Raw genomic sequence first — 20277 nt, forward strand, 5'->3', positions numbered from 1 at the left:
GATCGAGTGCGACATGACCTCGGAGCTGGTGGTGCTGAAGAACGACGCCGTTCGGTAACTTCGCCGGCTACCGGCTGTAGTGGTACCGGCACTGGGCGACGCGGATCTCCCCGTCGACGACCTTGTATACGAGCCTGTGCTCGTCGTTGATCCGTCGGGACCAATATCCCTGAAACCCGTGCTTCAGCGGTTCCGGTTTGCCAATGCCCTCGTTGCCATTTCGCTGCACGTCTTGAATCAGGCTGTTGATCCGTTTGAGGATTTTACGGTCCTCAGTCTGCCACCAGATGTAGTCTTCCCAGGCAGATTCATCCCAGAGCAGCTTCATTCGACAAGATCGTGCGCAGCACCCTCGCCGCGCTCAAGGTTCTCAATGGCGCCGAGGAGCCGTCGAGCGTTCTCAGGGCTCCGAAGCAGGTAGGCAGTTTCCTTCAGGGACTGGTAATCGTCCAGCGAGACGATAACGACGGGATCCTTACCTGCGCGCGTGATTACTATCTCTTCACGATCATCGAGCACGGCGTCGAGCGTCGCTGCATAGTTCGCCCGTGATTCGGAATAGGTCATGGTCTTCATGGGTCCTCCTTGCGTACAAATTATTGTACGCCTCCGAGGGCAATACTCGACAACGGTATCGAGGTCGCAATAGTTGTACATGCCGTCGGGAGAAGTGCGCATGAGTATCCTTGATCTAATGGCTTCCGCTGCCCCGCCCACAGTAAGTGCTGAACAGATCCGCCTTCTCGTTGGCGCGTCCACTTTTCAGAAAGGTGGCTCGTACGCCCGCAAAGGTTCGGCCTATGACCTGTCGTGGAACACCCGGTTCACCGAGCTGACAGGAAAGGTCGAGGGATCTCGCAGCGCGTCCTACCGGACAACAGTGAAGTTCTCGAACTCCGACCTCACACCGGGACCCCTCTATGGCGTCTGCACGTGCCCGATGCGCAGCAACTGCAAGCATGTCGCTGCCCTGCTCCTGACCCACAACGCCGAGCAGTCAGAGGCCAACACTGACCATCTGGCTCTTCCGCCCAAGCCGGCCAGGCAGCCAGAGGTGAAGAAGCGTCGCGCCGCCCAGGCGCCGTCGTCGTCCTGGCAGGGAAGCCTGGACGCACTGGTGAAACCGGCCAGCCCATACGGCAACTCCTACTCCGTCAGCGGCTACTCCTCCCGTGCGGTGCGTCCGTCAATACCGCTTGCCCTGCAGTTCGAACTGCGCGAGGGATCCGACTACAAGACGAAATATGCCCAGCGCACTTCGACCGCGCCGCGCACCGTGCATCTTCAGGTGAAGCCGGTGCAGCGGAGCGCCGCGGGCAATTGGGTTGTTGGGCAACTGCGGTGGGAGACGTTCAATGCCGGCTACTCGCCCGGTGAATTGAATGAAGCGCACTGGGACTGGATGTGTACCTTCGCTGCGGTGAGCCAGCGCGGCCAGCGATACCACGGCTACGGCACTCCGCTTAGGCTGAACGACTTCCGGTCGTCGCTGCTCTGGGATGTGCTGAAGCGCGCTCGTGCAGTGGGCGTGGAGCTTGTCGGGGCGGGTAAGGGAACAACGGTCGCTCTTCACGACTCAGCGACCGTGGATCTCAACGTGAGTTTTGAGAACGTGAGCTCTGAAGGCGGAGGGCTGATGCTGACCCCTATCGCCGAGGCTGACGGCCAGGTGCTCGACCCCGCGGCGCTGGGTCTTGTCGGTTCTCCCGCGCATGGACTCTTCTGGTGGGACGGTGATGGCCCGCTCGCTTCCCGGAGCGTCGGGTTGGCTCCGACAACGGCCCCGGTGCCGGAGGCTATTCGCCCCCTGATCACCACCCGAACACCGCTGCAGATCCCTGCGGCAGGGCGCGATGTTTTCTTTACCGAGTACTACCCACAACTGCTCCAACAGATCGGCGTGGTGTCCAGGGACGGCTCCGTCGAACTGCCGGAGATCACACCTCCCACACTGGTCCTTTCTGTCACCTACGCACCTGCACCGTCCTCCCGCCGTCGCTCAGCCGCCGGACCCGACAGCGCCAGGGGATCCGTGTCACTGAGCTGGTCCTGGGAGTACACCCATGGAGGAACGACGACAGTGCATCCGCTTCCCGACAAAGGCACGGGCCACCGGGACCGGCCTGCGGAAGCCGGCACCCTGACCGCAGTTGCCGAAGGGCTCGATGGTTTCCGCGCCGCCTGGTATGACGCTTTTCCGAGGCCGGCGGAAGGCTTCCCGGGCCGCACGGAGCCGAGGGAGCTGCACGGAGTGGCCGCAGCACGGTTCGTCGCCGAACTGGTGCCGGAACTCGAAGCCCTGGAGCACGTGCGCGTTGAGCAGAGCGAGGATGTCCCGGATTACACGGAGCTGACCGAGCAGCCAACGGTATCCGTGAGCACCACCGAGACGGAGGACCGCGACTGGTTCGGCCTGGGCGTCAGCGTCTCCCTGGGTGGGACGGAGGTTCCGTTCGGTGAGCTGTTCCGCGCGCTCGCCCTCGATGAGCGGCATCTGCTCCTCCCGGGCGGCGGCTACTTTGCCCTGGATCAGCCGGAGTTCGCCCAGCTGCGCAGGCTGATCGAAGAAGCTCGTTCACTGCAGGACAAGGACACCGATGAGCTGCGGATCAGCAGGTTCCAGGCCGGTCTGTGGGAGGAGCTGACAGACCTTGCGGCCACAGCCGAACAGGCCGAGTCCTGGCGGAACTCGGTCACCGCGCTGCTCGAGTTGTCCGAGGTGCCCATCCGGGACGTGCCTGCGGGTGTCAACGCGACGCTTCGGCCGTACCAGCAGGAAGGATTCAGCTGGCTGGCCTTCCTATGGGAACACGGACTCGGCGGTATCCTCGCCGACGATATGGGGCTGGGGAAGACTCTGCAGTCCCTGGCGCTGATCGCGCACACCCGGGAAGTAGGGCAGGAAACGCGGCCGTTCCTCGTCGTCGCTCCCACCTCGGTGGTGCCCAACTGGGCCGCGGAGGCACATCGGTTCGCACCGCACCTGCGGGCGGAGGCGGTAACGGACACCCTGCGCCGCAGCGGTGCCGACCCGGCCGCGCTGGCGGCAAGCAACGACGTCGTTATTGTTTCCTACACGCTGTTCCGGCTGGATTACGAGGCGTACGCGGGGCAAAAGTGGGCAGGGCTGATCCTGGACGAGGCACAGTTCGTGAAGAATCCGGTGACCCGGGCCAGCCAGAATGCGCGGGATTTCCCGGCGCCGTTCAAGCTGGCGATCACCGGCACGCCGATGGAGAACAACCTGATGGAGCTGTGGTCCCTCTTCGCGATTACCGCGCCCGGACTGTTTCCCAGTTCCCGAAGGTTCGCGGACTATTATCAGCGGCCCATCGAGAGGGAGTCCGACGGCGATCGGTTGGCGCAGTTACGGCGGCGGATTCGTCCGCTGATCACCCGCCGCACCAAGGAGCTGGTGGCCCGGGATCTGCCGCCCAAGCAGGAGCAGGTGCTCGAACTTGAGCTTGCGCCGCGGCACCGCACCATCTATCAGAGGCACCTGCAGCGCGAGCGCCAGAAGGTCCTTGGACTGCTCGATGACATGAATAAAAACCGGTTCGAGATCTTCCGGTCGCTCACAATGCTGCGCCGGCTGAGTCTGGACGCTTCACTGGTGGACGAGAAGTACGCAACAGTTCCCTCGAGCAAGCTGGACGCGTTGTTCGAACAGCTTGAGGACATTGTCGCGGAGGGCCACCGGGCGCTGGTGTTCAGCCAATTCACCGGGTTCCTGGCCAAAGCAGTTGAGCGGCTGGAGGCGGCCGGGATGGAGTACGCCTACCTGGACGGAAAGACCCGCCGACGTGCGCAAGTGGTCGAGAAGTTCAAATCCGGGAAAGCTCCGGTGTTCCTGATCAGCCTCAAGGCAGGCGGGTTCGGTCTGAACCTGGCGGAGGCGGACTACGTCTTCCTGCTGGACCCCTGGTGGAATCCAGCCAGTGAAAATCAGGCGGTGGACAGGGCGCACCGGATTGGGCAGCACCGCAACGTGATGGTGTACCGGCTGGTGGCCAAGGACACCATCGAGGAAAAAGTCATGGCGCTGAAGGAGAAGAAGGCCAAGCTCTTCACCGCGGTCATGGACGACGACGCCATGTTCTCTTCCGCTCTCACGGCCAGTGATGTGCGGGGTCTCTTTGAATGAGCGGGCGGGCGGAGTTGCTGCGTCAAAGTGGCACGCGCCCCCGCATCAGTAGGATGACCGGCAGGATCTTGCCGTTCTGCCGGTCTTGACCTATGAACCTGACCGTTTTCGACGTGACTCGGCGCGAATCGGAACGTTCGTACCGATTCATGCTTAATCTCCGTTGAAAAGCTCGTTTGTGCCCCCCATACTGAAAGAATCGGTACGATCGTGCCGGAAGAGGAGTGGGTGAACGGTGGCCTTCGAACGAACCCTTGCGGAATCGGTGCGTGCCCGGCGCGTCGCAGAGCACCTTACCCAAGCTGATCTCGCTGACCTTGCCGGCGTTTCGGAACGATTTGTCCGATCCGTTGAACACGGGAAACCGACAGTCAGGTTGGAGTCGCTGCTGGTGGTCCTTCGCACGCTGGGACTGGATCTTGCTGTCACAGGTTGGCGCCGCGAGGCGCAGGGCGCTGAAGGGCCGGAATTGCAGGGTCGTGGTGCACGGTGAAGTCATTCGAGGATGCCAAGGATCAGCGGCAGGCTGACGTATACAAACAAGGCGTCCTCGCCGCACGACTCGAACGGCATGAGAGTGGAACACGGTTCAGCTATCTGCCGGAATACCTTGTGACGGGCGGTCCCGCGGTGGCGGTATCGCTACCGCTGTCGTCCGAAGCCGTGGTCACGGCCAGTGGCGCTGTGCCTTCGTTCTTCGCTGGATTGCTGCCTGAAGGACGCCGCCTGTCATTGCTGCGCAGGGCAGTTAAGACGTCGATTGACGATGAACTGTCCCTTCTGCTCGCAGTGGGAGGTGACACAGTGGGCGATGTGCAGATCGTGCCCAAGGGCAGGGTCGTGGCGGAAATTGCTCCCGCCGTCGTACTGGATCCCAAGGCCCCCGTTGACTTCGACGAGGTGGTGGAACAGACCGGGATTGACCCAAGCGCGTTGGCTGGCGTTCAGGACAAGCTTTCGGCAGGAATGGTCTCGCTTCCCGTGGAAGCAGCGGGAAGGCGCTTCATCCTGAAACTGGATCCGCCCGACTTTCGGCATGTGGTCGAGAACGAGTTCCTGATGTACTCGTATGCGCGCCGACTGAAGATACCCACCAGCGCAGTGAATGTACTGCGTGATGTCGCGGGGCGTCCTGGGTTGTTGGTCGAGCGATTCGATCGGGAGACGGACGAGCAGGGGGCCCTTCGCCGGCTGGCGGTGGAGGATACGACTCAAGTCATGGGGCTGCATCCGGCCGCTAAATACGACGTGCCCTATGAACAGTTCTGCAGGGAACTCGTTGCACTCTGCGATGCACCGCTGCCGGCACTGCGCAACCTGGCGCTGCAGCTGGTATCCGCCTGGCTGACGGGGAACGGTGACCTCCACGCAAAGAACGATTCGCTCCTGCGGGACGCGGGGCGGTCGGATTGCGATCTCGCCCATCTACGACATTCCGTCGACTGTGGTCTACGGAGACCGATCGCTTGCTTTGCCAGTAACGGGAAAGCGGACGGGTATTTCGCGCAAACATTTCTTGAGCTGGATGGAAGATTTGGGCCTGCCGCAGCGGGTAGCGCCGCGCCGGCACAAGCGCAAGGATTACGACGACGACGCCAGCCACCCAGCCACGCGCTGGGCGAACCACTCCTGCTTCTGGAACGGGATGCCGTGGCCGCAGCCGTCGACAACGTCGAGTTCGCTGCCGGGCAGGGCTTCGTGTAGCGCTTCAGCTGAGCGGCGCATCAGGAACCGCTCGCGGTCGCCGACCATGATGAGGGCATCACCGGGAAACCGGGACCACCCATCGGGAATCTGGAAGCGGAGGTTCTCGCCGACGGCACCCACCATGGTGGAACGGGAGATACCCGCGCTGGTGCGGATGTATTGCTCCATCAGTCCCGGTGGAACGAACAGTTCGCGTGCCTGAAGCTTTGCGAACCAACGTCTGCGGACAAGGGGCGAGGCGATTCCGAGCGCCTGCAGCGTGAGCTGAGTGAAGGGCATCGACTTCGCCTGCGCGCTGATCACCAGCACCCTATCCACCAGATCCGGGCGGGACGCGGCAAGCTGCACAGCGAGCTGCGCCCCGAGGGAGAAGCCGATCACCGCCACTGGGCGCTGAACTTGCCGGGAGAGCATCTCGGCGAGCGTTTCGACAGTGTCCGCATGCGACCGATAGGGTTCCTCGGCGCTGCGGCCGTGGCCTGGCAGGTCCGGAACCAACACCTGGTGCTTCGGTTCCAGGGACCGGCGCAGCAAGTCCCACATCCAGCCCGCTACGCCGCCGCCGTGAAGGAGCAGGATGGGGGAGTTGCCGGGGGAGCCGAACGAATCCGCATGCATAGTGTCCATGTTTCCAGAGCCCGGGACGCGAATGCTCCCTAGGATTAGCGCATGATTCTGACCCAACTGCCTCCCCAACCGCTGCGGGTGATCGTCGAGCCGACAGACGGAGCGGAGTGGTGGCAAGTCATGGGTGCGCTCGGCCCATTGGCAGTCCTCCTGGCGGCTGTCATTACCGGCGCCGTCGCATGGAAGAGCGTTCGGCAGTCGCAAAAAGCGCTGGAACAGGAGGTTGACGCTGACCGGCGCAACCTTGCGCAGCGATCACTCGCCGACCAAAAAGCCCAGTGGTGGGAACGTGTCCAGTGGGCACTCGACGCTTCCTTCTCCAGTGATCTCAACCGGAAAGCGGCGGGGATCGCTATGGTTCGGGTGCTCAGCGAACCGGAGTGGCTGACGGCCGAGGAGTTCCTGCTTCTTGACGCCGCCTGGCGGGAAGGGCTGGAGCCGACCGCAGCACGCGGCGCCCGCATCCAGAGCAACGCGGCAGATTCACGAGTGAGGGTGGAAGCGGCTCGCTTGCGCGTTGCCCTCGATCGCCGCCTGAGGCGTGTCACGCCGGAATGGGTTGGGCAGCTAGCTCATGACGCACATTCGGGTTGACCCTCGAGGTTCCGCGTTTTATGGACGCTCTGGGTGGCTGAAGCCGTCAGGCAGGAATCACCGCAGCACCCGCCGGGCCGCGTCCAATACTGCGTCCAAATGGATGCCGCGAAGAGCCATGACCTCGGCGCCGGATCCTGATTCGCCGAACTCCTCAATGGAGACCACCTCACCGGCGGTGCCGGCCCACTTGAACCAGGCATCACCCCGTCCTGCCTCGATCACCACCCGTGCAGTCAACGACGCCGGAAGCACCGATTCGCGGTAGTCGCCATCCGCCTCGCTGAACCACTCAACGCACGGCATGGACACTACCCGCGCGGCGATTCCGTCCGCCTCAAGGGCCTCGGCAGCCTGGATCGCCAGCGACACTTCACTGCCGGTGGCGATCAGCGCGAGGTCGTTGCCGTTGCCGCTTTGCCATCGAACGAAGCCGCCGGCTCTGGCACCGTCTGCAGTGTCGCCGTCGGACGCGAGGACCGGTACATCCTGCCTGCTCAGCACCAACGCGACCGGCCGCTGCGGGGATGCGAGGATGCGCTGCCAGACAGCGGTGACCTCCACGGCGTCGGCGGGCCGGACGACGTCGAGCCCCGGCACGGTACGCAGTGAAGCAATCTGCTCCACCGGCTGGTGGGTAGGCCCGTCTTCGCCGACCGCCACCGAATCGTGGGTGAAGACGTACACCACACCCAGCCCCATGAGTGCCGCCAACCGGATGCTGGGGCGCATGTAGTCGCTGAAGACCAGGTAGGTCGATCCGAACGGACGCCAGGGTCCGTGAAGGGCGATGCCGCTCAGAATGGCCGCCATGGCGTGTTCCCGGATGCCGAAGCGAATGAACTCGCCTGCGGGGTTGCCTGCCGAGAACGGTTTGCCGTCGACGGCGACATTGGTCGAGCCACTCAGGTCAGCCGAACCTCCCCAGAGCCGGTGCGATTCCTGCAGCGCCTTGATCACTGCGCCGTTGGTCTTGCGGGTAGCCACCGGGTCTCCCGGAGAGCCCGTGTCGATTCCATCCAGCGGCGATGCGTCGGTAATGCCATCCCGGAAGGCTTTCCAGCGTGCAGCGTCTTCGGGCTGATCAGCTTCCCAGGCGCTGTGCTCGCGTTGCCAGGCTTCGTATAGCGCACCGCCACGCTCGGAAGCGGCTCGGGTGTGGGCCAGGACCTCCTCGTCCGCCAACTCCGGCAAGTCAGCGGTGGGGGAGTATCCGAGCGATTCCAGGACGGTGGCGACTTCCTCCGCGCCGAACCCGCCGGAATGTGCTGCGGGGGTTCCACCAATCTTGGTGGAGGGGGTCCCGATGACCGTCTTCACCGCCACGAGCGTCGGTTGACCTGTCCGTTCCGCAGCGGCGCGGAGGACGGATTCGAGGGCAGCGAGATCGGTGGCGTCGTCAATCTCGAGGACGCGCCAGCCATAGGCCCGGTAGCGGGCGCGGACATCCTCCGAAAAGGTGCCGGACGTGTCGGCATCAATGGTGATGCCGTTGTCGTCCCAGATGAGCACCAGGTTGTCGAGGCCGAGACTGCCGGCCAGGCTGGAGGCTTCTGACGACACGCCTTCCTGTAGGCAGCCATCCCCGGCCAATGCCCAGATGGTGTGCTGCAGGTGATCCGAGCCCGGTGTGAAAAGTGCCGATTCGTGCTTGGCCGCGATGGCCATGCCGACGGCAGAGGCAACTCCCTGCCCCAGTGGCCCGGTGCTCATTTCAACACCGACGGTGTGGTGGACTTCCGGGTGGCCCGGAGTCCTGGATTTCAGTGAGCGGCTTGCCGCCAGATCCTCAAGGGTGAGCCCGTACCCGGTGAAGCACAGTTGGATGTAGAGCAGGAGGCTAGCGTGTCCGGCGGATAGTACGAATCTATCCCGCGCCGGCCAGTCCGGATGACTGGGTGAATGCCGAAGAACCCGCGAGAAAAGGACGTGCGACAACGGCGCCAATGCCATCGCTGTACCGGCGTGTCCGTGGCCTTTCTGTTGTACGAGGACGGCCGGAATTGCCTGGGCGGCGGCAACGGCGCGGGCGTCCAGGGCGGAAGGAACTCCGACGGTGAAAGAATCTTCTATAGTCACGGACGCCACTTTGGTATACACATGTACTTAAGTCAATGGGTTGATGATGTGCGGCCGCAGGTTGGCTGGGAGAAGGGGATGCAATGGTCAAGGGGTTGGCAACGGGTTCAGGTGTGGCTTTGAGCCTGATCCGATCAGGGCGTGCAACCACCCGGAATGACCTCATTGAGGTACTCGGCTGGTCGCGCATCACTCTTGCTCGACGGCTCGACGAGCTGCTGGAGGCATCCGTCATCGTCAGCGTGGGGCAACTCGACTCTCGGGGCGGAAGGCCGCCGGAAACCTTCGCCGTCAATGCCGACGCAGGGCTTCTCCTCGCTGTCGATATCGGCGGCTCCCATACCCGCCTGGCCATCACCGATCTGGTGTCCAAGGTGTTGAGCGAGGATGAAGCCGATATTGGTCTGAACGAGGGCCCGACCGAGATTTTCGAATGGGCAGGGCAGGTCTTTGACTACATGCTCCGCAGTATGGGCAAGGAACGTAAGGACGTCGTCGGAATCGGCGTCGGGGTCCCAGGTCCGGTCGATGTGGCAACTGGGCGGCTGGCCAGTCCGCAGGTCTACCCGGAATGGGACGGCGTGTTGGTCCGGGAGTATTTCAAGACCCGGTATGACCACGCGGTCTTCGCCGTTGACAGGGACGTAAACGTCATGGCGCTCGCCGAAGCGCGGCGGGCGCCCAAGGAGGAACCGAACCTGGTGGTGGTGAAGGCAGGGATCGGGCTCGGGCTTGCCTTCGTCCTCGACGGCCGGGTCTACCGTGGGGCGCGTGGGGGTGCCGGAGACGTAAGCTGCCCGACGCTCGGCGGCGACCGCCTGCAGCGGCTGGAGGCGGTCGCAAGCGGCGCAGTGCTGAGAGCCGAACTGCTCGCGCGAGGCTACAAAGTGCGCACGAGCGCCGACATCGTCGACCTTGCGCGCCAGGGAGACCAGGCAACGCTCTCCCTGATCGAAGAAACGGCGACGATCATCGGACAGACGCTCGCCGACGTCGTCGGCTTGTTGAATCCGGAAGCGGTGATTATCGGGGGCAATCTCGCCCAGTCCGGAGATCCATTCCTGCTTCCTATCCGACAGGCAATTTTCGACGGCGCGAGGGACTTTGCCACGCGCGGTCTGGTGGTGGAGCCAAGCCGGCTGGGCCACGCTGCGGGCGTCACCGGCGCGTCACTTCTGGCCCAGGACGCGCTTTTCGAGCCCGGCCGCATCAGTCGGATGACCCGCACCGGAGCCACCAAATAGCTAAGCCAGTTGACGATAACAAAACGATTGCCACTTTGGGTTACTTGTAGACATAAGATCCTTTGCGACGGTAGCGTGTGACGTGCGCCACCCCCTGCCCCCACCAACGCAAAGGATTTGTTGTGAGCCTGAATCTCGCCGAAGAGCTGTCGTCGATCACCACGAAAGCGACGGCCTCCGACTGGAGGGAAGCTATCCGTCTCGCTGGTGACGGGCTGGTAGCCGGTGGCGTCACCACCGAGGCCTACACCGAGGAAATGATCACGGCTGTGGAGGAACACGGACCGTACATCGTGATTGCCCCCGGAATTGCGCTGGCACACGCCCGGCCGGCGGAGTCGGTCCTCAAGGGTGGATTGAGCTGGGTAAGCCTGGAAACCCCCGTCGAGTTTGGCCACGCATCGAATGATCCGGTGACCCTGGTCATCGGGTTGGCTGCCCTCGACCACACCGCGCATATCGAAGTGCTGAAGGCAGTTGCCGGCGTGCTCTCCAACAAGGAAGTCCGCGCACGGCTTGAAGCAGCGGAGACCCCGGATCAGGTCCGCGACCTCCTCAGCAGCCTGGCCACCAAGTAAACCGACCTCATCAACCTGGACTGAAAGGCATCTCATGAAAATCGTCGCCGTATGTGGAATGGGCATTGGAACCTCAGTGCTCCTCAAGATGAATGCAGAGAAAGTTCTCGCCTCACTGGGCATCGACGCAGACGTCGAAGCCGCAGATATCGGTGTTGCGCGAGGCGCAGCCCAGACCGCGGACATCGTCCTCACCTCCGACGAGCTCGCACCCGAGATCGGTGACGTTCCGGCGGAAGTCATCATCATTGACAACTTCTTCGATCTCGATGAGATCACCGAGAAGCTCACGCCGGCCGTCCAGTAGAACCTTTCCGTCCAGAACAGCAGAAAAGGAGCGCCCACGATGGAGTGGCTCGTTGTAGTACTGAATTTCATAGGTCAGCAGATTTTGAATGTGCCGGCCTACCTGATCGGCATCATCACCGCCATCGGTTTGATGGCCATGCGCCGTAACTCCGGTCAGGTGATCGGAGGCGCACTCAAGGCAGCGTTGGGCTTCCTCATTCTCGGTGCCGGTGCCGGCGTCGTCGTCGGTTCGCTGGATCCGCTCGGCGCGCTGATCCTGGCCGTGACCGGCGCCCAGGGTGTGATCCCCACCAATGAGGTCATCACCGCACTTGCCCAGGAAGAGTTCGGTGCACAGAGTGCGTACGTGCTGACCCTCGGGTTCATCGTGATGCTGATTCTTGCTCGCTTCACCCCGCTGAAGTACGTGTTCCTGACCGGTCACCACATGGTGTTCATGGCAACCATGCTCACCGTGGTGCTGTCGGTTGGATTCGGTGGCGGCCTGAGCTGGCTCGTTGTTCTCATCGGCGCGCTGCTGCTTGGCGTGATCATGGTGGTCATGCCGGCGTTCGCTCACCCGTGGACGAAGAAGATCACGGGCAATGACACCATCGCTATCGGCCACTTCGGCACGCTCGGCTACATCGCAGCGGGTGCGTCCGGCCAGGCTGTGGGCCGGCGGAGCAAGTCAACCGAGGACATCAACTTCCCGCAGGGGCTCAAGTTCCTCCGCGACTCGATGGTTGCCACCTCGCTCTCCATGGTCCTCATCTACATGGTGTTCGCGATCTGGGGCCTGATCGCCCTTCCGCTCGAGGACGCCCTGGCAATCTTCGGTGCGGCAGACGCCGGAGCGTTCATCATGGCGGGCTTTGGGCTGGCGCTTCAGTTCGGTGTTGGCGTTGCGGTCATTCTCTACGGTGTGCGGACGGTGCTGGGTGAACTGGTTCCTGCGTTCCAGGGCATTGCCGAGAAGGTTGTTCCCGGTGCCAAGCCCGCGCTGGATATCCCGATCGTGTTTCCGTTCGGTGCGAATGCCGTGCTGATTGGCTTCCTCAGCTCCTTCGCCGGCGGACTGATCAGTCTGGGCATCCTTGCCATCTGGCTCAACCCGATGTTCGGACTGGCGCTGATCCTGCCCGGCATGGTTCCGCACTTCTTCACCGGTGGTGGTGCCGGTGTCTACGGCAACGCGACGGGCGGACGTAAGGGCGCTGTGATCGGCGGCTTCGTGAACGGTGTAATCATCACCATCCTGCCGGCCATCCTCCTGCTGGTGCTCGGCGAGCTTGGCTTCGCCAACAGCACCTTCGGCGATGCGGACTTCGGTTGGTTCGGCACCCTGATCGGTGTGAGCCTGCTGGGCGGCACCACGCTTGGTGTCGTGTTGACCATCGTGATTGCCATGGCGCTGGTAAGCGCGGCTATCGTCTTCCAGCGCAAGTTCGTGGATACCGGCTGGGTTCCCGGAGCCAACCGCCAGGAATGGCTGGACGGCCTGAAGGCGGAGGAGAAGGCACGGGTCGATGCGGAGAAGGCCCGCAAGGCTGAGGAGCGCAAGGCCGCTGCGGCGTCGAACGCTGAAAGCGTGCCGCAGAAGTCCGAGTAGGGGTTAGCGGTAGGGAAGGGCGGCACCGGAAGAGGTGCCGCCTTTCCACGTTGTGGAGACTGAGTTAGCGAACGACGACGACGGCGGCTGCCTCCATCGCGCAAAGCGCCAGTCATGCGTCGGTGAAGACGGCGATATCACCGTGGTCGGTCAGGCCGGCAATGGGCGGTCGGGACTGGTGACGCCCGGCGGGTAGCACTGAACAGGGGAGCAACCCGTTTAAACCGTTAAGCCGCTGGTCCACCGGTTGACTCAAGGATGAAACGCGCGGTTTCCTCCGGCTGATCCCAGTGGGGAAAGTGTCCGCAGTCTTCGAAGACGTGAAGGGTGGCGTCCGGGTAGAGGGACATCGCGACGGCGGCTTCGCTCAGCGGCGTAACCCTGTCGTGCCGGCCCCACCCGAACGCCAGCGTTCCCTTGAGGCTGCCCTGCGGTGCGCCCTCCTGCCGCGGTCCGTGTGCGAGAGACCGTCGCGCTTCATCGAGGCTCGGTGAGGTAGCGAACCCCCGGAGCTCGGTAAGGACGAGATCCGGGTCAAGTTTCCACGGTGCCGCAGAGAACTGTGCGAGCAGCGCTGTACGACCGGCGGCCTGTTTGACGAGCGTCGGGAGTGCGGACTGAATCCGGCGTACGAGCGCGATGGAAGCAGTGATGGTGCTGTTGAAAACACGGACCTGGGTGTCGTTCCAGAACCCCCCGGGATCGAGCGCGACGACGCTGCCGGTGTGCCCACGCCGAGCCATCTCCACAACCATGCGTGCTCCCATGGAGCTGCCGACAATGTCCGCGCCTTCCAGATTCTCCTCGAGCAGGAAGCGTTCGACGGCGTCGGTAAGGGTAGTGATGGTCACCTCGCCGGTGAGGGGGTCGCTTTTGCCGAAACCGGGCAGGTCGAACGCAATAACCTCGCGCTCCTGCTGAAGCATTGGAAGGACCGGATCCCAGTTACGGATGCTGGAGCCGAGTCCGTGGACAAGCACGAGGGGTTTGCCGGTGCCGCTTCGTTCGGTGTTCAACATTCGTATTGTGTCCTTCCGCTGCCATGCCGCGAGACGGCGTGTGATGACTCAGCCTAGTACGCGGCGTCAACGGGCTGCGTGCCCTCCCTGGGATTGGCGCATGGCCATCGACCAGCTGCTTCCGCGGTCCTCTGCTCAGGGCACCGGCCCCGTCGACTTCCCGCCCTCCAGTTTGCACATCACCAGCTCCTGCCGCAGCTCCGACGCCCGGCCCTCCAGCTGGTCGATCAGCGCTTCGACGCCCATTCGCCCCAACTCGACGCTGGGGGAGGACATGACGGTCAGCTCCGGATCGGCCATCGCAGCCATCGCAGGGGAGGAACCGACGGACAGCACCGACAGGTCCCGGGGTATCTCGATCCCCGCGTGCCGCAGCCCGCTGACAAACCCCGTGGCCGCCAGCTCGTTCTGGATGATGACGCCGGTGGCGTCGGGGAAATCTCGCAGCAGTTCCTCTGCCGCCGCTTTTCCCGCGCCGGGCGTCGCCTGGCACGTGAACGACGCCGGTTCCAAACCCTGGCGCTTCATCTCGGCTTCGTAGCTGTCCCGTGAGCGGCCTACCGGCCCAAACTCTTCAAGATCGCGGCTGCCCACGGCGTCGTCGAGGAGCACAATGCGAGAGTGTCCCAGCTCCGTCAAGTGCTGGACCGCGGCAACGAGCGTGTCCTCAAAGTTGATGTCGACGTAGGTCAGGGCACTGGGATCGCGAGTCCGCCCAATCAGCGCGAACGGTGTACCGGATTTCACTAGCTCCTCGACGCGCGGATCGTCCAGCTGCACCTCCATCAGGATCACGCCGTCCACCAGTCCGCTTGAGGTGAGCTCCGTGGTTTGGCCGGCGTCGTTACTGATGGGCCAGAGCACCAGGTTGTAGCCGAGCTCCCGGGCGGCAGCTGCAGCGCTGGTGAAGAACTCCACGACCGTTCCGCTGAAGGAGTGCTGAAGCGCCGGGAAGAGAAGCGCGATGATCCGCGTGCGCTTACTGGCCAGAGCCCGGCCGACGACGTTCCGCCGGAACCCAAGTTCCTGCATCGCCGCCTCGACCTTGGCCCGCGTCGCGGGGGACACCGGCTTGGTGTTGTTGATCGTGAAAGACACCGTCGCGATGGACACATTGGCGTGCCGGGCGACGTCCTGCATGGTGGCCACGGGAACCGCCCTTCGAGTCAGCGAAACATTGCAGACCGAGTTGAACAGGCCCGCAAGACTCCTTCAGTAAAGCGTTTAAATTTTTCCTTGACAAGCCCGGTTGTGACCCATCACACTCGATTGGAGTCGCTGAGTTAAGCGTTTTACTACCCGGACCAACCACGGCAAGGGAGCCCCATGAAAAACCGGAAATTCACCCTGGCAGCCATGACCGCCATCGCACCGCTCGCGCTGACCGCCTGCGGGGGAGGCGGCGGCAGTGCCAGCTCAAGTGGTGAGGTCGAGTCCCTCACTGTCGTCGACTACTACAACAACGAGCCGGACAAGACACTGGTCCAGGAAGCCATCGACCGCTGCGCCACCGAGCTCGGCGTCACTATCGAGCGCGAGACCGTTCCCGGCAAGGACCTCATTCAAAAGGTCCTGCAGCGCGCATCATCGCAAACCATGCCCGACGTCCTCATGCTCGATAACCCCGACGTCCAGGAGATCGCCGCCACCGGTGGCCTGTCACCGCTGAGCCAGTACGACGTCGACACCTCCGGATTCGCGCAGGGCATGCTCGAGGCTGCCACGTACGAGGGCGAGGTGTACGGGCTCGCACCGACCGCCAACACCCTCGGCATCTTCTACAACCCCGAGCTGCTGGAGGCCGCCGGCGTCGAACCCCCGACCACGTGGGACGAGCTCAAGACCGCCGCGGAACAACTGACGGAAGGTGACCAGTACGGCATCGCGTTCTCCGCCATCGCCACCTACGAGGGCAGCTGGCAGTTCCTGCCCTTCATGTGGTCCAACGGCGGCGAGGAAACCGACCTCACCAGCCCCGAAGTAGCCGAAGCCCTCGCGCTCTGGAAGGGCCTGGTGGACAGCGGTTCGGCCTCCGAAGCCGTCATCAACTGGTCCCAGGCCGACGTGAAAGACCAGTTTGTCGCGGGCAAGGCCGCCATGATGGTCAACGGGCCCTGGCAGATCCCGGCCCTGCAGGAGAACCCGGACGTAAAGTTCGCCTCCGTGCAGATTCCCGTCAACGAGGAGGGCCAGACCTCCATCGCCCGGCTGGGCGGCGAAGTCTGGACCGTCCCGGTCACCGGCGACGACGCCAAGCAGGCCAAGTCCGCCGAGTTCGTCGAGTGCATGAGCAACGACGAGAACCAGCTCGCCCTCGCCGAAGCCCGCTACACCGTCCCCACCAAGACCGCGCTCGCCGAGGAGTACGTCGCCAAGGTACCCGAGATGGAGTCCTTCACCGAGCAGGTTGCCAACGCCCGCTCGCGCACCGGACAGCTCGGCGAGGAATGGCCCGAAGCCGCGACCGTCATCTACAACGCCATCCAGCTCGCGCTGACCGGCAAGGCCGAGCCTGCCGAAGCCTTCGAGCAAGCCTCTGCCGGATAGCGCAGGCGGACACGATGTGCAGCGAGTACTCAGCACGATGCCGGAAGGGTCACGTTCGATGACACAGACGGAACTCACGACGACGGCGGCCGCCTCCTCCGCGGAGGCCCCGCCTCCCGTCCGCGCACGGCGCCGGTTCTCCCGCGAGGGCGTCACCCGCCTTCTCTTCGTGGCGCCGGCCGCCCTGTATCTGGTGCTGTTCTTTGGCTACCCGGTGGTCAAGAACATCACCATGAGCCTGCAGGAGTACACCACCAAGACCTTCTTCACCGGAGAAGCGCCCTGGGTGGGACTCGCGAACTACCAGGCGGTGCTGAACAGCAACCTGTTCTGGCCGTCGATGACCAACACCGCGCTGTTCACCATCGGGTCCATCGCCGGGCAATTCATCATCGGGCTGGCGCTCGCCTGTTACTTCAAGCGGCGCTTCCCGCTCAGCAACTTTTTGCGCTCGATGCTCCTGCTGCCCTGGCTGCTGCCGCTCATCGTTTCCAGCGCAACCTGGCGGTCCATCCTCGAGCAGGACTCCGGCATCCTCAACCAGTTCCTCGGCACTTTCGGAATTGAACCCGTGCCGTGGCTGACCAGCCCGGCGGTGGCGCTTATCGCCGTCGTACTGGTGAATATCTGGGTGGGCATTCCGTTCAACGTGACCATCCTCTACGGGGGTCTGCAGGACATCCCGGACGAGCTGTACGAGGCGGGTGCGCTGGATGGCGCCACCGGGTGGAAGGCGTTCCGGCACATCACGCTGCCGAACCTCAAGCCGGTGATCAGCGTGGTGCTGGTGCTCGGCGTCGTCTACACGATCAAGGTGCTGGACATCATCCTGGGCCTGACCAACGGCGGGCCGGCGAATGCCACGCAGACGCTGTCCATCCGGTCGTACCAGGAGTCGTTCATCAACTTCGAGTTCGGGGTGGGTGCCGCGTTCAGCAACATCCTGATCCTGATCTCGCTGGTGTTCGCCGTCATCTACCTCCGTGCCAACCGGCGCGCAGTCGACGAGTAAGGGGACAACCGTGACTAGCGTGGAAACCGCCGTCGTACACGTTCCGGCGCACCGAAACGCAGGCAAGGAACGCAACCGCTCCGCCGGGTACACCGCGCTGGGGATCCTGTTCCTGGCCGTGATGCTGTTTCCCGTCTACTGGATGGTGAACGCGTCGCTGCAGCCCTCTGGCAACACGCTGACCGCCAGCTTCTTCCCGCTGAATCCGAGCTTTGAGGGGTACGCCCGGGCCATCGCCGAGCAGGGGCCGAACCTCGTCACCAGTCTCATCGTCTCGCTGGTGACCGTGGTGTTCAGTCTGCTCGTCGCGGCACCGGCGGCGTACGCGCTGGCCCAGTTCCGGTTCCGCTGGGTGAATGTCGCGCTGCTTGCGATCCTGATTTCGCAGATGATTCCGGGCATCGTGATCGCGAACGCGCTGTACGCGGCGTACAACGACCTCGGGCTGCTCAACAGCATCCCCGGCCTGATCCTGGCCGACGCCACGCACGCCATCCCGTTTGTCATCCTCATCATGCGGGCGTTCATGATCGGCATTCCAACCTCGATCGTTGAGGCCGCGAGGGTCGACGGCGCGGGGCTGGTGCGTGCGTTCGTCTCGATTGTGCTGCCGATCAGCCGGAACTCGCTCATCACCGCGGGCCTGTTCGCGTTCCTGTTCTCGTGGAGCGACTTCCTGTTCGCGCTGACCCTCACCACCACCGACGAGGTGCGGCCGGTGACCTTGGGCATCTACCAGTACCTGGGCACACAGGTGTCCAACTGGAGTGCCGTCATGGCCACCGCCGTCCTGTCCTCCCTGCCGGCGATCGCGCTGCTGATCCTGGCCCAGAAATACATTGCGGCCGGTGCCACCGGCGGGGCCGTCAAGTAAAGCTTCCAACGAAAGTGAGAAAACCATGACCACCAGTTCCGACACCGTGCGCGTCCTCGTCTGGGGCGAGAACCGCCACGAGCAGGTCCAGCCCGAAGTCCGCGCCATCTACCCCGACGGCATGCACAACACCATCCGCGAGGGCATCGAGGAGAACCTCGGCGCGCGGGCAGTCGTTCGGACCGCCACGCTCGACGATCCCGAGCACGGTCTCACCGAGGACATCCTCGAGAACACCGACGTGCTGGTGTGGTGGGGGCATGCCGCGCATGGGGAGGTGGCGGATAGCGTCGTCGAGCGCGTCCACCGGCACGTGCTGGCGGGCATGGGGTTGCTGGTGCTGCACTCTGGCCACTGGTCGAAGATCTTCGGGAAGCTGATGGGCACCTCGTGCACGCTGCGGTGGCGGTCCGAGCGCGACCGCGAGATCGTGTGGACCGTGAACCCGGCGCATCCGATTGCGCAGGGCGTGCCGCACCCGTTCATCATTGACGAGCAGGAGATGTATGGGGAGTTCTTCGACATTCCGGCGCCGGATGAGCTGATCTTCCTCAGCACGTTCAGCGGGGGAGAGGTGTTCCGCAGCGGCTGCACGTTCAAGCGCGGTTTCGGGAAGATCTTCTTCTTCAGCCCGGGCGATCAGGACTACCCGGTCTACCACCACAAGGACGTGCGCCGCGTAATCGCGAACGGCGTCGAGTGGGCGAAGACGCTGCGGCCCGAGCGTACCGATCCGGTGTTGCTGCGCTACGAGACGGAGGACTTCTACACCGGTCACGGCTACCAGGGGGCGATGAGCAATTGATCACCTTCAAGACCGTTGAGACTGCCGGGCCGTTGCGCGTGGTGCAGGTGGGTGCCGGCGGGATGGGCAAGGCCTGGATCCGGACACTCCAAGCGAACGACGACGTCGAGCTGGTCGGTCTCGTGGACCTCAACCTGGGTGCCGCGCAGGCTGCGGTCGACGAGTTCGGGCTACGGGACGTTGCTCTCGGCACGTCAGTGTCGGAGGTTGCGGCGGCGACCGGTGCGCACGCCGTCGTGAACGTGACGGTGCCTGCGGCGCACCATCCGGTCAATATGGAGGCGATGTTCGCCGGGTTGCCGGTGCTGTGTGAGAAGCCGGTGGCGCCGACCGTGGCGGAGGGTTTGTCTCTGGCGGCTGCGGCGGAGGTGAGCGGGCAGCTGCTGATGATCAGCCAGTCGCGCCGGTACTTCCAGGGGCTGACCCAGCTGAAGGCGCTGACCGCTGAGCTGGGGGAAATTGGTGTGGTGACGACGGAGTTCTTCAAGGCCCCGCACTTTGGTGGGTTCCGGGAGGAGATGGCGCATGTGCTGCTGGTGGACATGGCGATCCACCAGTTCGATGCGGTGCGGTTCCTGCTGGATCAGGATCCGGTGTCGGTGTATTGCGAGGAGTTCAATCCGTCGTGGAGCTGGTACGACGGCGCTGCTGCCGCCACCGCGGTGTTCCAGATGAGCGGTGGCACCCGGTATGTGTATACGGGTAGCTGGTGTGCGGACGGGTTGGAGACGTCGTGGAACGGGTCGTGGCGGGTGAACGGTGCAGGGGGTTCTGCCACGTGGGATGGTGCCGGGGCTCCTGTCGCGGAGTTGGTGTCCGGTGCAGCTTCGGTCGCGCCTGTGTCGCATGAGGAGGAGATCGCCGGCGCGCTGGTGGAGTTTGTGTCGGCGTTACGATCTGGTGAGGTGCCGTCGGGGGAGGTGCACTCGAACGTGTTGAGCTTGGCGATGGTGGAGGCGGCTGTGCAGTCAGCGTCGACGGGTCGGCGGGTGCTGATCGATAAAGTGGTGGAAGACGCGCACGGGACTGCGGCAGCGTCGGAGCGGCGAGCGGACGTGCGGGCGGCGCTGGAAGCGTAGGGCTCAGCTAGTGCACGTAGCAATGAGTGCTTCGGCGAGCGCAAAGACTGAATGGTTCGCCGTCCTCT

General features: G+C 63.8%; 19 protein-coding genes and 1 pseudogene. 14 read left to right on the plus strand and 6 right to left on the minus strand.

Features of this window, described 5'->3' with window-relative positions; all coding sequences use genetic code 11:
* Nucleotides 1–67: 67 nt before the first annotated feature.
* Both Q0877_RS11440 and Q0877_RS11445 read right to left on the minus strand, forming a co-directional pair.
* Entirely contained in the window at nt 68–328 is a 261-nt protein-coding gene (locus Q0877_RS11440) for a Txe/YoeB family addiction module toxin (RefSeq protein WP_299167885.1), read from the minus strand.
* Entirely contained in the window at nt 325–576 is a 252-nt protein-coding gene (locus Q0877_RS11445) for a type II toxin-antitoxin system Phd/YefM family antitoxin (RefSeq protein WP_299167886.1), read from the minus strand. Before Q0877_RS11445 ends, Q0877_RS11440 begins: the two co-directional genes overlap by 4 nt.
* Nucleotides 577–676: 100 nt before the next feature.
* Here Q0877_RS11445 and Q0877_RS11450 point away from each other — a divergent pair, with 100 nt between their 5' ends.
* The 3 genes and pseudogenes from Q0877_RS11450 to Q0877_RS11460 all read left to right on the plus strand — a co-directional run.
* Nucleotides 677–4144 (plus strand): SNF2-related protein, encoded by a 3468-nt coding sequence (locus Q0877_RS11450; protein WP_299167887.1) that lies wholly within the window; start codon nt 677–679, stop codon nt 4142–4144.
* A 235-nt stretch (nt 4145–4379) separates the two neighbouring features.
* Nucleotides 4380–4637 (plus strand): type II toxin-antitoxin system Y4mF family antitoxin, encoded by a 258-nt coding sequence (locus Q0877_RS11455; RefSeq protein ID WP_299167888.1) that lies wholly within the window; start codon nt 4380–4382, stop codon nt 4635–4637.
* A pseudogene (locus Q0877_RS11460) lies at nt 4634–5485 on the plus strand (type II toxin-antitoxin system HipA family toxin); the annotation flags it as partial. The gene Q0877_RS11455 and the pseudogene Q0877_RS11460, both read left to right, overlap by 4 nt.
* Nucleotides 5486–5725: 240 nt before the next feature.
* Here Q0877_RS11460 and Q0877_RS11465 read toward each other — a convergent pair.
* Complete coding sequence (locus tag Q0877_RS11465; protein ID WP_299167889.1) at nt 5726–6478, minus strand: alpha/beta fold hydrolase; 753 nt, start codon at nt 6476–6478, stop codon at nt 5726–5728.
* 42 nt (nt 6479–6520) lie between these two features.
* Here Q0877_RS11465 and Q0877_RS11470 point away from each other — a divergent pair, with 42 nt between their 5' ends.
* A complete protein-coding gene (locus tag Q0877_RS11470; RefSeq protein WP_299167890.1) occupies nt 6521–7072 on the plus strand; it encodes a hypothetical protein in 552 nt (183 codons plus the stop codon).
* A 57-nt stretch (nt 7073–7129) separates the two neighbouring features.
* Here the strand turns inward: Q0877_RS11470 and Q0877_RS11475 are convergent, their stop codons facing one another.
* Nucleotides 7130–9151, minus strand: coding sequence for a transketolase (locus tag Q0877_RS11475; RefSeq protein WP_299167891.1), 2022 nt, complete (start codon nt 9149–9151; stop codon nt 7130–7132).
* Between the two features lie 83 nt (nt 9152–9234).
* Between Q0877_RS11475 and Q0877_RS11480 the strand changes: the two genes are divergently transcribed.
* The 5 genes from Q0877_RS11480 to Q0877_RS11500 all read left to right on the plus strand — a co-directional run bounded on the left by Q0877_RS11480 (nt 9235) and on the right by Q0877_RS11500 (nt 13069).
* Nucleotides 9235–10395: an ROK family protein gene (locus Q0877_RS11480; RefSeq protein WP_299167893.1), complete on the plus strand. Its 1161-nt coding sequence runs from the start codon at nt 9235–9237 to the stop codon at nt 10393–10395.
* Between the two features lie 122 nt (nt 10396–10517).
* Entirely contained in the window at nt 10518–10973 is a 456-nt protein-coding gene (locus Q0877_RS11485) for a PTS sugar transporter subunit IIA (protein WP_299167894.1), read from the plus strand.
* A gap of 34 nt (nt 10974–11007) precedes the next feature.
* Nucleotides 11008–11280 (plus strand): PTS sugar transporter subunit IIB, encoded by a 273-nt coding sequence (locus Q0877_RS11490; RefSeq protein ID WP_056550377.1) that lies wholly within the window; start codon nt 11008–11010, stop codon nt 11278–11280.
* Nucleotides 11281–11319: 39 nt separating this feature from the next.
* A complete protein-coding gene (locus Q0877_RS11495; RefSeq protein WP_299167900.1) occupies nt 11320–12873 on the plus strand; it encodes a PTS ascorbate transporter subunit IIC in 1554 nt (517 codons plus the stop codon).
* 52 nt (nt 12874–12925) lie between these two features.
* Nucleotides 12926–13069: a hypothetical protein gene (locus tag Q0877_RS11500; RefSeq protein WP_299167902.1), complete on the plus strand. Its 144-nt coding sequence runs from the start codon at nt 12926–12928 to the stop codon at nt 13067–13069.
* Between the two features lie 31 nt (nt 13070–13100).
* Here Q0877_RS11500 and Q0877_RS11505 read toward each other — a convergent pair whose 3' ends face one another.
* Complete coding sequence (locus Q0877_RS11505) at nt 13101–13892, minus strand: alpha/beta fold hydrolase (protein WP_299167904.1); 792 nt, start codon at nt 13890–13892, stop codon at nt 13101–13103.
* Nucleotides 13893–14027: 135 nt separating this feature from the next.
* The gene (locus tag Q0877_RS11510) at nt 14028–15032 is read right to left on the minus strand and encodes a LacI family DNA-binding transcriptional regulator (RefSeq protein WP_299167970.1); all 1005 of its coding nucleotides are present in this window, start codon (nt 15030–15032) and stop codon (nt 14028–14030) included.
* 186 nt (nt 15033–15218) lie between these two features.
* Here Q0877_RS11510 and Q0877_RS11515 point away from each other — a divergent pair, with 186 nt between their 5' ends.
* The 5 genes from Q0877_RS11515 to Q0877_RS11535 all read left to right on the plus strand — a co-directional run bounded on the left by Q0877_RS11515 (nt 15219) and on the right by Q0877_RS11535 (nt 20209).
* On the plus strand, nt 15219–16439 hold the full coding sequence (locus tag Q0877_RS11515) for an extracellular solute-binding protein (protein ID WP_299167906.1): 1221 nt from the start codon (nt 15219–15221) through the stop codon (nt 16437–16439).
* A 58-nt stretch (nt 16440–16497) separates the two neighbouring features.
* Nucleotides 16498–17451, plus strand: coding sequence for a carbohydrate ABC transporter permease (locus Q0877_RS11520; RefSeq protein ID WP_299167909.1), 954 nt, complete (start codon nt 16498–16500; stop codon nt 17449–17451).
* Between the two features lie 121 nt (nt 17452–17572).
* On the plus strand, nt 17573–18325 hold the full coding sequence (locus Q0877_RS11525; protein ID WP_299167972.1) for a carbohydrate ABC transporter permease: 753 nt from the start codon (nt 17573–17575) through the stop codon (nt 18323–18325).
* A gap of 25 nt (nt 18326–18350) precedes the next feature.
* The gene (locus tag Q0877_RS11530) at nt 18351–19130 is read left to right on the plus strand and encodes a ThuA domain-containing protein (RefSeq protein WP_299167912.1); all 780 of its coding nucleotides are present in this window, start codon (nt 18351–18353) and stop codon (nt 19128–19130) included.
* A complete protein-coding gene (locus Q0877_RS11535) occupies nt 19127–20209 on the plus strand; it encodes a Gfo/Idh/MocA family protein (protein ID WP_367182170.1) in 1083 nt (360 codons plus the stop codon). The genes Q0877_RS11530 and Q0877_RS11535 overlap by 4 nt, the downstream gene beginning before the upstream one ends.
* Nucleotides 20210–20277: the final 68 nt, after the last annotated feature.

The sequence above is a fragment of the uncultured Arthrobacter sp. genome, from assembly GCF_947495145.1.
Classification (GTDB): domain Bacteria; phylum Actinomycetota; class Actinomycetes; order Actinomycetales; family Micrococcaceae; genus Arthrobacter_D.